The sequence below is a fragment of the Exiguobacterium sp. s16 genome, from assembly GCF_018618115.1.
GTDB classification, from domain to species: Bacteria; Bacillota; Bacilli; order Exiguobacteriales; family Exiguobacteriaceae; genus Exiguobacterium; species Exiguobacterium mexicanum_A.
In genome coordinates this window covers 192,123-205,788 of the sequence record NZ_JACSLM010000001.1, presented here as the reverse complement: position 1 = coordinate 205,788, position 13,666 = coordinate 192,123, and the positions used below count along the sequence as shown (strand labels likewise).

Here is a 13,666-nt window from a genome sequence, read left to right as displayed (position 1 = left end):
GCCGCCTTTTTTGATTTTGTATTAGCGCATCAAAGCGCGGAGTGGTGCTTTCGCTGACATCGCCTCTGTCTCTTCCATTTCCGGCTCGACGTCAGGGACGTCGACATCAAGGCCGAACGTCTCGACGAACTGGTTGATACGTGTGTTCGCATCCGGTTGCGCCGCGGCGTCTTTGATGTAGTCGATCGGTTCACGAAGCATCTGGTTGATGATCGACTTCATATGTTTACCGATGACTTTTTTATCCCGGTCCGATAGATGGTCAAGCTTACGCTCGAGGCTTTCCATCGTCTCTTCTTGAACAGTGAGGGCGCGGGCGCGCAACTCGTTCATGATCGGGACGACACCGAGTGTGACGAGCCACGTTTGGAACTCTTGAATCGCTTCGTCGATTTTGATTTCAATCTTTTCCGCTTCGACGAGACGGGCCGCCAAGTTTTTGTTGACGATCCCGTTCAAGTCATCCACATCGAACAAATGGACGCCCGGAAGCGCCCGGACCGCTGGATCGATATCTCGCGGCACGGCAATGTCGATTAACAAAAGTGGACGTTCTCGGCGAAGCAGTTGTGCGGCGGCGACATCGTCATAGGCGATGACCGCTTCTTTGGCGCCGGTCGAACTGATCAAAATATCGGCGTCGAGCAGTCCACAGGCGATCTCACGGATCGAGTGGGCCCGGCCTTGGAACTTGTCGGCGACCGCTTTTGCTTTGCTCTCGGTCCGGTTAAAGACGGCAATCTGTTTCGCACCGGCCTCGAACAAGTTGAGCGTCGTCAACTCGCCCGTCTCACCGGCACCGACGACGACGACTTGTTTGTCATCGAGACGGTTGTACATCCCTTGAGCGAGCGTGACCGCTGCCGAGCTGACCGATACCGACATTTCCCCAATTTGTGTGTCGGTATGGGCGCGTTTGGCGAGCGTCACGGCCTCTTTGAACAGTTTATTGAACACCGTTCCCGTCGTCCCGTTCTCTTGGGCGCGGAAGAAGCTTGATTTCACTTGTCCTAAAATTTGTGTTTCCCCAATGATCATCGAATCGAGTCCAGACGTGACGCGGAACAAGTGGCGAATTGCCTCTTCTCCTTCACGAATCGATAAATAAGGGGTGAATTGGTCCATCTCTAAATCAAACCAGTTCGCTAAAAAGCGTTTTGTATAATAACGTCCGGTGTGGAGCTGGTCTGTGACGACGTATAGCTCCGTCCGGTTACAAGTCGACAAAATAACCGATTCAAATATGCTCTTCTCTTCGCGAAGTGCAATCATCGCGTCCACGATTTCTTGCTCCCCAAACGAGAACTGCTCCCGAATCGCGACAGGGGCTGTCTTGTTATTTAGTCCAACGACGACAATATGCATGTACCTCTTCCCCTCATCCAAAATCCACCGACAGTTGTCTCTTCTTTTTCACATCTCTACCGTACATTATAACAATTTTTATTTAGGAACTATAATCTTCTGTTCGATTTTTGTGAAATAATTTAAGAACTTTTTGTGACAGAAAAAAGTAGAAACGGACATGGAGACCATTTCTACTTGTTTGATCATTTCAGAGACGACGGATCAGTGATGATTTGGCTCTCTGGCTTATCATCTTCCTCTTCCGCTTCGAGGTAATGTTTTCGCTCCCTCAGCTTGTAAATCCGGACGATGTTTTGAACGACGACTTTAGCCACCGCATAGAATGGAACCGCGATGAGCATCCCGATAATCCCGGCCAAGTTTCCGGCAACGAGCAAGACGATGATAATCGTCAGCGGATGCACCTTGAGCGACTTGCCTTGGATGAGCGGCGAGATGACGTTCGATTCGATTTGTTGAACGATGATGATGACGACGATGACCCAGAGCACTTTGATCGGGTCTTGGATGAAAGCGACGACGACAGCCGGTGCCGCACCGAGGAACGGTCCGACGTACGGGATGATGTTCGTCACCATCATGAAGAGCGCGAGCAAGATGGCATAGTCGAGTCCAATGATCCATAGCCCGATGAGCGACGTGATCCCGACGAAGAACGCCACGATCAACTGGGCATGGACGTAGTTTTTAACCGTCGTATGCATGTCATGCAAGATGTTGCGCGTCTCCTTCTCATAACTCGATGGCAACAACTTGACGATCGAATCCGGAAGTCGTTTTCCGTCTAAGAGCATATACAAAAGCATGAACGGAATGACGACGATCGTGATGACGGCCGATGTGATAAAGCCGACAAATTGGCCGAGCGATGAGGCGATGTTCCCGAAGATGTCACCGAGGTACGTCGTGACGTTGTTCGTGAAATCGGTGAACATATCATCGTTCTCGGCGATGAAGCGTGACAAGAACTCGTTTTGCATGAGCGAGTCACGGACAGCGAACGCTTGCTCTTGCAACTCTTTGGCGATACTCGGCATCGCGTTGACGAGCGACGTGACCTGCTCGCCGAGCACCGGTCCGAGGATGCTGAAGACGAGCGTAAAGATCAGCACGAGTCCCCCGAGCGTGATACCGACAGCGAGCGGCCGTTTGCCGTTCAACCGTTTTTCTAAGAAGTCGACGATCCCGACTAAGAAATAATAGAAAAGTCCAGCAATGATGAGCGGTACCGTGACGAGCGCCAAAATAACTTGAATCGGTTCGAACACGAAAGAGATCTCCGTCCCGACCCAGATGACCAAGAAAATCGTCAGCGTCCAAAATAAGAAGCGGTACCATTTGTTTTGAAACATGATTTGCATCTTTCCACCTCGTTCTGTATTCTCTTGTCTTATGTAATTAGGACAATTATACGATACTTACCCGCTCGCGTAACCCTGAAAACAAAAAAGACGAGGAGGTTCCCTCGTCTTCGCTCAATCTTCGTCTTGCGTCAACAAATCGTAAATCGCTTTCCACGCCTCGTCTTTCCCTTCGGCTGTCTCAGCCGAGAAGGCGACGAACCGGTCCGTCGATTCGAACTGTAGCTTCCGTTTGACGGCCGCCTCATGTTTTTGACGTTGCGCTTTCTTGATCTTATCGAGCTTCGTCGCCACGACGATGACCGGAATCTCGTAATGCTTCAAGAAGTTGTACATCGTCACGTCGTCGCCCGACGGTTCATGACGGATGTCGACCAAGAGGACGACGCCACGGAGGGCGCTTTGCGACGTCAAGTACTGCTCCATCATGACGCCCCACTTCTCACGCTCCGTCTTCGAAACTTTCGCGTAGCCGTAACCTGGAACGTCGACGAACATGATCTCATCGTTGATGTTGAAGAAGTTCAGCGTCTGCGTCTTCCCTGGCTTCGAAGACGTGCGCGCGAGCGCTTTCCGCTGACAAATCTTGTTGATGAACGACGATTTCCCGACGTTCGAACGTCCAGCGAGTGCGACTTCCGGCAACTCGTGAATCGGATAATGGTCCGGTGCGACGGCACTCGTGACAAATTCTGCTTTAGTGATTTTCATTATTTAATTTCCTCCAAATGCTACTTCTAATACTTGATCGAGCGTCGTGACCGGGACGAACGTCAATTTCTCACGGACGGTGTCTTGAATGTCATCGATGTCCCGCTCATTGTCTTTCGGGATGACGATGGTCGTCAAACCGGCGCGGTGTGCGGCGAGCGCTTTCTCTTTCAATCCGCCGATTGGCAGGACGCGGCCTCGGAGCGTGATCTCTCCGGTCATGCCGATATCACGACGGACTTTCTTACCGGTCAATGCCGAGATGAGCGCCGTCGCGATGGTGATGCCGGCCGATGGACCGTCTTTCGGAACGGCACCTTCCGGGACGTGGATATGCACGTCTTGGCGCTCGTAGAACGTCGGGTCAATCCCGAACCGTTCCGCGTTCGAGCGGACGTAGCTATACGCCGTCTGCGCCGACTCTTGCATGACGTCACCGAGTTTCCCGGTCAACTGGAGCTTGCCCTTACCAGGTGCGAGTGCCACTTCGATCGTGAGCGTGTCGCCTCCGAACGCCGTGTAGGCGAGTCCAGTGACGGCTCCGATCGAGTCTTCCGTCTCGCCTTTGCCGTAGCGGTACTTCGGTTTCCCGAGGTAGTCGCCGAGACTCTTCAACGAGACGGTGACGCGTTTCTTCTCGCCAATCGCGATTTGCTTCGCCGCTTTCCGGCAAAGCGAACCGATGACGCGTTCCAAGTTACGGACGCCGGCCTCACGCGTGTAACGGCGGACGACCTCGTAAAGCGCGTCTTCTTTGATCGTGAGCTGGCTCTTTTTCAAGCCGTGCTCTTTATATTGTTTCGGCACCAAGTGACGTTTGGCGATCTCGACTTTCTCGAGTTCCGTGTAGCCGCCGATTTGGATGAGTTCCATCCGGTCGAGCAGCGGAGCCGGGATTTGCGAGACGTCGTTCGCCGTCGCGATGAAGAGCACGTTCGATAAGTCGAACGGTTCTTCAATATAATGGTCCGAGAACGAGACGTTTTGTTCCGGGTCGAGCACTTCGAGCATGGCCGACGCCGGGTCGCCCCGGAAGTCTGACGCCATCTTGTCAATCTCATCGAGCAAGAAGACCGGGTTTTTGCTTTCGGCCTGCTTCAAGCCGCGGATGATGCGGCCTGGCATCGCCCCGATGTACGTACGACGGTGTCCTCGAATCTCAGCTTCATCGCGCACCCCGCCGAGCGAGACGCGGACGAAGTGACGTTCAAGCGCCGACGCGATCGACCGGGCGAGCGACGTCTTCCCGACCCCTGGAGGTCCGGCAAGACAAAGGATCGGTCCACGGAGCGAGTTCGTCAATTGGCGGACGGCCAAATACTCAAGGATTCGATCTTTCACCGACTCGAGGCCGTAGTGGTCGTCGTCTAGGACGTCAGCCGCATGCTTGACGTCGAGTTTATCTTCCGTCTCGATGCCCCATGGGAGCGAAGCGATCCAGTCGAGATAGTTGCGGATGACCGCGTACTCCGGTGACGTCGCCGGGACGACGTTCAACCGTTCGGCTTCGCGCATGACGTTCTTCCGTGTCGTCTCAGGCAAATCAAGCGCTTCGAGCTTCTCACGGAGACGGTTCGGTTCAGACTCTTGCGACTGATCACCGAGCTCTTGCTGAATCGTTTTCATCTGTTCGCGCAAATAATACTCTTTCTGTGCCTGCTCAATCGTCTTTTTCGTCCGTTCGCGCAACTCTTGCTCGAGCTCGATGATCTCGACTTCATGCGTCATGATCTCGAGCAGCTCTAAGCCGCGTTTGACCGCGTCGGCTTCTTCGAGCATCGCTTGGCGAATGTCGACGTCGACATCAAGTTTCGAAGAGATATAATCGGTCAACGACTCGAGTCGCTCATACATCTCAAAGCGGCGCCGTTCGTCCGGAGACAACCCTTTGATTGTCCCGACGAGTTTGCCAAACTGTTCTTTCAATAGGCGTACGAGTGCCGTCCGTTCGACTTCTTCCCCTTCGACGAGGTCAAGCGTCTCGACGTCGGCGAACCAGCCTTCTTTCGTCTCTTCGATCGAGTTAATCTTGACGCGCTCTTTCCCGACAAGACGAACACGAACCGTCTCGTTTGACAGCTCGCTCATCTTGGCGATATGGACGCGTGTCCCAATCGCATATAAGTCTTCCGGTTCAGGTGATTCTTTGCCTGTCTCTTTTTGTGTCACGACAATCAAATCTGTCTCGTGTTCCTTTGCGGCAAGGAGTGCCCGCAGAGAGAGCGGACGCCCTACGTCGATCGTCACGCCGATGAGCGGATACACGACGACTCCACGCAAAGGAAGGATAGGTAACTGTTCCATTACAACGCCTCCTGTGCAAAAAGGCCCAAAACTCGGATGTGCCGAGTGTTTGAGCCTTTTTCGTTAAAAATTATGCTGTCTCTTTATTGTCGCCTGTCTGTTCGACAGTACCATCGCGAAGCACGTATTTCGGACCGGCAAGACCCGTAATCGTTTCATCCGTGATGATGACTTTCTCGATATCGTCGCGCGATGGGACAGTGAACATCACATCGAGCATCATTTCTTCGATAATCGAGCGGAGACCGCGTGCGCCTGTCTTACGTTTGATCGCAAGCTTGGCGATTTCAACCAACGCCTCGTCTGTGAACGTGAGTTCGACATCGTCGAGTTCGAGCATTTTCTCGTACTGACGAACGAGGGCGTTCTTCGGCTTCGTCAAGATCTCGACGAGTGCTTCCTCGTCAAGCGTCGTGAGCGTCGCCATGACCGGTAGACGACCAATGAACTCCGGAATCAATCCGAATTTCTGAAGGTCTTCCGGAAGCGCGCGGGCGAGCAAGTCTTCTTGCGTCATCTCGCGGTTTTCTTGGTCGTTCCCAAATCCGATAACTTTTTTCCCGATACGGCGTTTGACGACCGCTTCGATGCCAGCGAACGCGCCGCCGACGATGAACAAAATGTTCGTCGTATCGATTTGGATGAACTCTTGATGCGGATGCTTCCGTCCACCTTGCGGCGGTACGCTTGCGACCGTACCTTCCAAGATTTTGAGAAGTGCTTGTTGGACACCTTCACCAGATACGTCACGCGTGATCGATGGGTTTTCCGACTTACGGGCAATCTTATCGATCTCATCGATATAGATGATCCCTTTTTCAGCCTTCTCGACATCGTAGTCCGCCGATTGGATCAGCTTGAGCAAGATGTTCTCGACGTCTTCCCCGACGTAACCGGCTTCCGTCAAGCTCGTCGCATCCGCGATTGCGAATGGGACGTTCAAGACGCGAGCCATCGTTTGAGCGAGAAGCGTCTTACCGCTACCAGTTGGTCCAATCATGACGATGTTCGATTTCGAAAGTTCGACATCATCAGAACGGCCACCGGCGTTGATGCGTTTATAGTGGTTGTAGACGGCTACCGAAAGCGCACGTTTCGCCCGGTCTTGACCAATGACATACTCGTCTAAGATGTTACGGATCTCTTGTGGTTTTGGAATGTCTTTGAATTCTACTTCTTCTTCGACACCGAGCTCTTCCTCAACGATTTCATTGCAAAGCTCGATACATTCATCACAAATGTATACGCCAGGACCGGCGACTAGTTTACGGACTTGTTCTTGCGATTTCCCGCAAAACGAGCATTTAAGTTGTCCCTTTTCCTCGTTAAATTTGAACATTCGGTACACCCCTTCTGAATGAAAATGGATGTAAGTGCGATAAATCGCCTATTTGTATTTTCAGGTGCAAAGCACTCTCGAAAAAACATTTACATCTCTGCGTTGCAATAATTGTAGCATGAACAAATCACTTCATCAAAGATAAACACATGCAAAGTGTCGTGACGAAAAAAAGGACGACTGCTGAGCAGCCGTCCTTCTGTCATCCGATTACTTCGCTTTCCCGTTTTCAACGAGAACGTCGATCGCTTTACGGAATTTGAGGTCACCTTTAAGTGTCTCGATTCCGCCTTGTGGTGCGAGCATTGTACGGAGTTGATCCGGTGCAATGTTGTAAAGTTTAGACATTTCTTCGAGTTCTTTCTCAGCATCTTCGTCAGACACTTCGATCGCTTCTTTCTCAGCGATTGCTTTCAAGACGAGACGAGCTTTAACGCGCTCTTCAGCTTGCTCTTTCATCTCTTCGCGCATCGCTTCTTCAGAAGTACCAGTGAGTTCGAAGTACATGTTGAGGTCGATTCCTTGTGAAGAAACACGTGTGCCGAACTCTTGAACCATGCGGTCTACTTCTTGGTCAACGAGTACTGCAGGTACGTCGATTGTTGCGTTAGCTGTTGCTTGCTCGACGAGTTGGTCGCGCATTGTGCCTTCCGCTTCTTGTTTCTTCGCAGTTTCTAAGCGCTCACGGATTTTCGCTTTCAACTCGTCGAGTGATGAAACTGACTCGTCGATGTCTTTTGCGAACTCGTCGTCGAGCTCAGGAACTTGCTTCGCTTTGACTTCGTGAAGTTTGACTTTGAATGTCGCTGGTTTACCCGCCAAGTTGTCAGCGTGGTACTCTTCAGGGAATGTTACTTCAACGTCTTTTTCTTCGCCAGCCGTCATGCCAACCATTTGCTCTTCGAATCCAGGGATGAATTGGCCTGAACCGATTTCGAGTGTGTAGTTTTCAGCCGTGCCGCCTTCGAATTGCTCTCCGTCAGCGAAACCTGCGAAATCAAAGACAGCTGTATCGCCGTTTTCGATTGCGCCTTCTTTGACAGCAAGCTCTGCGCCTTGCTGTTGAAGCGCGTCAAGTTCAGCTGTAACTTCTTCGTCAGTGACTGTTGTTTCAACAGCTTCGTACTCGAGACCTTTGTATTCGCCAAGCTCAGCTTCTGGCTCAACAACAAACGTTACTTTGAACGTTACAGGTTGGCCTTTTTCGAGCGTGCCGTCTACATCGATGTTTTCGAGAGCGATTGGTTCGAAACCAGCTTCTTCGACCGCACCTTGAACTGTGTCACGGTAGAGGATATCGAGCGCATCTTGATAGAGTGCTTCTTCTCCGTACATTTTGTTGAACATTGGGCGTGGCAATTTCCCTTTACGGAAGCCAGGCACGTTCAAAGTTTTGACGACATCTTTGAATGCGGCGTCAACTGCTTTATCAAAAGCTTCTGCAGGTGCTTCGTACGTGAGTACGCCTTGGCTACCTGATGTTTTTTCCCATTTTGCTGTCATGCTAAGTCCCTCCAACAATTCGTTTATACGTACAAAAATGTACAACAATCCGTATTATAGCATAAATCCGACGACTGCACACAAGGATTTAGTCTAGAAACGCCTCGGTGAAACGCATGTCCGCCTCAAGAATTTCGGCGGCGAGGCCGTCCGTTTCCTCATGTTGCAGGATGGCCGTTTTCGCTTGAGCAATCGCTGTCTCCACGGCAGACGCTTCCTCAGGCGTGAACGGGTAGTGCGTATACATGTAGTTCATGAGCAGCTGCGTCGCGATCTCGTCACCATATACCGCTCGCTGCAACCCGTTAACCATCGTCTCCCACGCTTCCGTGTGGATTTTCGCTTCGTCATGCGTCAATCGGTGCCGCGTCCCGAGGTCGGTCCATTCGATGACCGGCAGCTCGTCGAACGCCTTTTGGAGCACGATCAACTTCATCAACTTCGGCCGTTCCGCGACGAGAAGCTCTCTCAAGACATTGTCGAGGACGTCATCGATATTGAAATGAACGTGTTCGAGCGTCTCGATTTGTTCGCCGATCCCGCCCCGGTTAAGGATTCGCTTCACTTTGGCGATTGCGGCCGGGAACTCGGTCAACTTCAACACTTGGAGCACTTGATGTGCTTGCGTGTTGACATGATCGGTCTTTTCTTGCCACTCGAGATACAGGTTGATCCAATGGGCCGCCTCGAACGGTTGGTCACGCATGATGTAATACTGGGCGATTTGAAGCCCGCCGGCTGCAGGTTCTTCTGCCACCGTCATCTGTGTCGTGACGAGCTCTTCGAGTTTCTCGAGCGTCTCCGGTTCTTCCGGTCGTTCCATCAGACATTGGAATATTTCCATGAAAATAAATGGATCGCCGGGCACTGCCTCGTACCAATCCCACAGAATCGGTTCGACCCGTTGCCGTTCCCCGGCCGTGTCTGCCTCTTGAATCATCTTCTGAAGCCGCGACCAGTTCCCTGGAAACGGGTACGCTTGCTCTTTTGCCATCTCCCCACACCCTTTCCATTCATCTCCATCTTCCTTTAGGAATCGATTCGTTGTCAATCAATACCCCGAAAAACGAAAAAAGAGACAACCTCCGTGGAGGCTATCTCTATTTTAAATGGAAGTGTCCCAAGAGGGATTCGAACCCCCGACCGACGCCTTAGCTTACCACCATGGCTTTCGCCACCAACGTGTGTTGTTTGTAGTCTGGACTATATCTTCACCATTTCAGGTGCGACACGTGTAGTCTCTACGGAACCTCACGAGCAAACTGCTCCTTCAATGGCTCTACCTCTAAAGGATGACCTTTAGTCCTTCGAACCACCTTGTCCCCGAAAGGAAATAAGTTTCCTCGGTATTACCATCAGCATCATCTGTTAAGGCTTCACCGATATAGTGTCGTCCACTCTATAGGTTTCTGTTTCCCTATAAAGGCTCCTATTTGTCTTGAAGGGCGTTGCTCTATCCAGCTGAGCTATTGGGACATTGACAAGAAAACTATAATAGAAAAATGGTTTGCTGTCAATTCCTTCTTTTCATTCCGTCACAGCTTTCCGCTCACATCGAGATCTTCGACGGCCGAACCGTCCTCTGATCGATAAAAGCGGACCGTTGCCTGTCCGTTCTCGAGATCCATCAGTACATACGTCTTGTCACTCCGTCCACGCGGCATGCGAATCGAACCCGGGTTCACGTAAAGCACCCCATCCTCAATCACAGCTCCGGCGACGTGCGAGTGGCCGAACAAGACGACGTTCGCCCCGACCTCTTCAGCCCGGTAACGCAACCGGTTCAAGTCGTACTTCACGTCGTGGTGATGGCCGTGGACGATGAGAATCGTCCCTTCAGCCGTCTCCTCGATTCGCTCGAGCGGGAGGTCGCCGCCGAAGTCGCAATTACCGCGCACCGTACGATACGGGAGCAGATGTTCATCCACGAGCGCGAGCTGGGAATCCCCACAATGGAACGCGTCATCGATTTCTTGTTCGTGCCGGTTGAAGATGATCGATAGTTCTTCTGTCAATCCGTGACTGTCACTGACTACGAGAAAACGCATACAGGTCACCCCTCCATAAACGGAATAATTTCTGCCTCTAACTTTCGTAGTGCTTGACCGCGGTGACTGACCGCCGCCTTTTCGTCGCGTTCAAGTTCTGCTGCCGTCTTGTGAAGTGACGGAACGATGAAGAGCGGGTCGTAACCGAAACCGTTCTCCCCATGAGGCGCGTAGCCGATCGTCCCTTCGATCGTGCCGCGTACCGTCAATGTCTCCCCTGTTGGTTTGGCGAGACAGAGGGCACAGATGAAACGAGCCGTTCGGTCGGTCGCTCCGTTCAACTTCTCGAGAAGAAGCGCGTTGTTCGCTTCATCCGACTTCTCCGGTCCGGCGAAACGGGCCGAATGGACACCGGGTGCCCCGTCGAGCGCATCGACTTCGAGTCCAGAGTCATCTGCGAGGACGGCGTGGCCGAAATAGCGGGCCGCCTCCGTCGCCTTCAACTCGGCGTTCGCTTCAAATGTCGTCCCAGTCTCGTCCGTCTCTGGTGCGTCCGGATAATCTAGAAGTGATTCGACTTCAAATCCGAGCGGCGTGAGCATTCCTTCGATTTCTGCGACTTTTCCTTTATTGCGTGTTGCGACGATCAGTTTCATGTTGTTTCCTCCAATTGTTCCCCGACATACCACCACGAGGCACCGAGCGCGTCTTCGGCCGCTTTGAACAGCGTCTCGATTCCGCTTTGGGCCATGTGGAGCATCTCGTTCATCTCGAGCAACGTGAACGTCGCTTCTTCCCCTGTCCCTTGCACTTCGACGAAACGTCCGCTCGCCGTCATGACGACGTTCATGTCGACCTCGGCCGCGGCATCTTCTTCGTAGTTCAAGTCGAGGAGCAATTCGTCGGTCCGTCCGACCGAGATGGCAGCGACGCCTTCTTTGATTGGCGTGTCGTCGAGCTTGCCTTGCCGGATGAGCGCGTCGACCGCGAGGACGAGCGCGCAGAAGCCGCCTGTGATCGAAGCCGTACGGGTGCCCCCGTCGGCTTGGATGACGTCACAGTCGATCCAAATCGTCCGTTCACCGAGCCGTTCTAAATCGACGACCGAACGGAGCGACCGCGAAATCAACCGTTGAATCTCCATCGTCCGGCCCGACTGTTTGCCGCGGACCGATTCGCGGACCGTGCGGTTACCGGTCGCACGCGGAAGCATGGCGTACTCGGCGTTGATCCAGCCTTGCTTCTTGCCGCGCAAGAAGTTCGGGACGCGTTCTTCGACGGTGGCCGTGCAGATGACTTTCGTGTCCCCGATCGAGATGAGGACCGACCCTTCCGCATGTTTATTCACATGGGGAACGATCTCGACGGGCCGGAGCTCGTCATGTTGTCTTTCGTTACGCATCGACACCGGACACCTCTACTTTCTCCGCTCTCACGGGTTGACCGAGCCATTCTGTCGCCAAACGGTCAAAGATGACGACATCCCCGGTCGCATAAAACTGGTGTACCGGGACCGTATCCAAATCGTTCTCGAGCTCTTTAAAGTCAAGGATGGCCGCTACTTCGAGCGCCGTCTCGTCACCGGACGAGATCAAATGGACGTCGGGTCCGACGACGTCTTGAATGACCGGTGCGAGCAGCGGATAGTGCGTACAGCCGAGGATGAGCGTGTCCATCTCGGAAGACTGGAGCGGACGAATCGTCTCAGCGACGATGTCGCGGACGCGCTCCCCATCGAGTTCGCCGGCTTCGACGAGCGGGACGAACGGCGGACAGGCGAGCGAATATACATCGATCTCGCCGGCCACGTGTCGGAGCGCCGTCTCGTACGAGTTGCTCTCAATCGTCATCTTCGTACCGATGACGCCGATATGTTTATTGCGCGTGCCTTTGACGGCCGCTCGTGCCCCCGGATCGATGACACCGATGACCGGGATATTGAGGCGTTTGCGCGCTTCTTTCAAGACGACCGCTGTCGCCGTGTTGCAGGCGATGACGATCATCTTCACGTTCTTACTTAACAGGAACTCGATCAGTTCCCACGTATAGGCTTCAATCTCATCGTGCGGGCGCGGGCCATACGGGCACCGTTCCGTGTCGCCGATATAAATTATTTCTTCTTTCGGTAGTTGGCGCATCAGTTCTTTGACCACAGTCAAGCCGCCAACTCCTGAATCGAGTACTCCAATCGCTCGTTTCATGATCATCACTTCCATTCCCATCTATCTTACCAAAAAAGCCGATTCTGAAAAAGAAACGGTCTCGTGACAAACAAAAAAGACGAGGTAGCCGATTGGCCGCCTCGTCCGTCGCTCAATTACTGAGCAAGACCTTCGCTTGTGAGCATGTCAGAAAGCGTGTTTACCGCTTCTTCTGCATCGTCACCAGCTGCAGTGATTTTGATTGTAGAATCTTTTGCGATTCCGAGTGAAAGTACACCCATGATCGACTTGAGGTTTACTGTCTTACCGTTGTACTCAAGGTTGATATCTGATTGGAATTTAGAAGCTGTGTTTACCAACTGTGTAGCTGGACGAGCGTGAATTCCTGAATCTGCAACGACTGTGAACGTTTTTTCCATGACGTGAGGTCTCCCTTCAAATTTCAATTCTACGGGCGAACCCGCAGAATAATTGTTTGTGAACTCATTATCAAATGATAGCGGATTCGCAAAAATTCTGCAAGCGATTTTTATATTCTGGAGTCCATTCGGTCGGACGACCGGATTTCGACAAGTGCACGAGGCTCGTACGCCCCGCGAACATGAGCTGGTCTCCATCATATGCCCCGTAATGAATATCACATGAAGTGTTTCCGACCGTCAAGACATTGGCATACACCATGATCGATTGCCGTGGCATCACTTGGCGAACGTAATCGCACTGGGCATCTGCCACGACGACAAATCCATCTTTCAACGAAAAACCTGTCGCTTCAAGCAACTCGATCCGCGCGTCCTCGAAATAGATGAACGGAATAGTGTTATTCATGTGACCGTACGGGTCGCACTCCGAGAATCGGACTTTGACGTCTAGCGCGACCCCTGCTCTGACACGTGTTTCCCAATCGGCTTCCCGGAAGTACTTCGTCAT

13 protein-coding genes are annotated in these 13,666 nt (G+C 52.5%); all 13 read right to left on the bottom strand.

Annotated features, from left to right (window positions below; translation table 11 throughout):
- Positions 1–21 precede the first annotated feature (21 nt).
- Complete coding sequence (gene hemA / locus KNP86_RS01085) at positions 22–1,365, bottom strand: glutamyl-tRNA reductase (protein ID WP_034776818.1); 1,344 nt, start codon at positions 1,363–1,365, stop codon at positions 22–24.
- Between the two features lie 185 nt (positions 1,366–1,550).
- Positions 1,551–2,729, bottom strand: coding sequence for an AI-2E family transporter (locus tag KNP86_RS01080; protein WP_214752508.1), 1,179 nt, complete (start codon positions 2,727–2,729; stop codon positions 1,551–1,553).
- 114 nt (positions 2,730–2,843) lie between these two features.
- Positions 2,844–3,440 (bottom strand): ribosome biogenesis GTP-binding protein YihA/YsxC, encoded by a 597-nt coding sequence (gene yihA / locus KNP86_RS01075; RefSeq protein ID WP_034776812.1) that lies wholly within the window; start codon positions 3,438–3,440, stop codon positions 2,844–2,846.
- A 3-nt stretch (positions 3,441–3,443) separates the two neighbouring features.
- Complete coding sequence (gene lon, locus KNP86_RS01070; protein ID WP_034776810.1) at positions 3,444–5,744, bottom strand: endopeptidase La; 2,301 nt, start codon at positions 5,742–5,744, stop codon at positions 3,444–3,446.
- Positions 5,745–5,814: 70 nt separating this feature from the next.
- Entirely contained in the window at positions 5,815–7,083 is a 1,269-nt protein-coding gene (clpX, locus tag KNP86_RS01065) for an ATP-dependent protease ATP-binding subunit ClpX (protein ID WP_034776808.1), read from the bottom strand.
- 210 nt (positions 7,084–7,293) lie between these two features.
- Entirely contained in the window at positions 7,294–8,586 is a 1,293-nt protein-coding gene (gene tig / locus KNP86_RS01060) for a trigger factor (RefSeq protein ID WP_034776805.1), read from the bottom strand.
- 88 nt (positions 8,587–8,674) lie between these two features.
- Complete coding sequence (locus tag KNP86_RS01055; RefSeq protein ID WP_214752506.1) at positions 8,675–9,580, bottom strand: hypothetical protein; 906 nt, start codon at positions 9,578–9,580, stop codon at positions 8,675–8,677.
- Between the two features lie 541 nt (positions 9,581–10,121).
- Positions 10,122–10,634 carry a metallophosphoesterase family protein gene (locus KNP86_RS01050; RefSeq protein ID WP_034776800.1) on the bottom strand — a complete coding sequence of 171 codons (513 nt, stop codon included), beginning with the start codon at positions 10,632–10,634 and terminating at the stop codon, positions 10,122–10,124.
- Between the two features lie 5 nt (positions 10,635–10,639).
- A complete protein-coding gene (locus KNP86_RS01045) occupies positions 10,640–11,230 on the bottom strand; it encodes an XTP/dITP diphosphatase (RefSeq protein ID WP_034776799.1) in 591 nt (196 codons plus the stop codon).
- Positions 11,227–11,976 (bottom strand): ribonuclease PH, encoded by a 750-nt coding sequence (rph, locus tag KNP86_RS01040; RefSeq protein ID WP_034776797.1) that lies wholly within the window; start codon positions 11,974–11,976, stop codon positions 11,227–11,229. The genes KNP86_RS01045 and rph overlap by 4 nt, the downstream gene beginning before the upstream one ends.
- Positions 11,969–12,775: a glutamate racemase gene (gene racE / locus KNP86_RS01035; protein ID WP_138859767.1), complete on the bottom strand. Its 807-nt coding sequence runs from the start codon at positions 12,773–12,775 to the stop codon at positions 11,969–11,971. The genes rph and racE overlap by 8 nt, the downstream gene beginning before the upstream one ends.
- Positions 12,776–12,891: 116 nt before the next feature.
- Positions 12,892–13,155, bottom strand: coding sequence for a phosphocarrier protein HPr (locus KNP86_RS01030; protein ID WP_021066838.1), 264 nt, complete (start codon positions 13,153–13,155; stop codon positions 12,892–12,894).
- 70 nt (positions 13,156–13,225) lie between these two features.
- Positions 13,226–13,666 carry an acyl-CoA thioesterase gene (locus KNP86_RS01025; protein WP_214752505.1) on the bottom strand — a complete coding sequence of 147 codons (441 nt, stop codon included), beginning with the start codon at positions 13,664–13,666 and terminating at the stop codon, positions 13,226–13,228.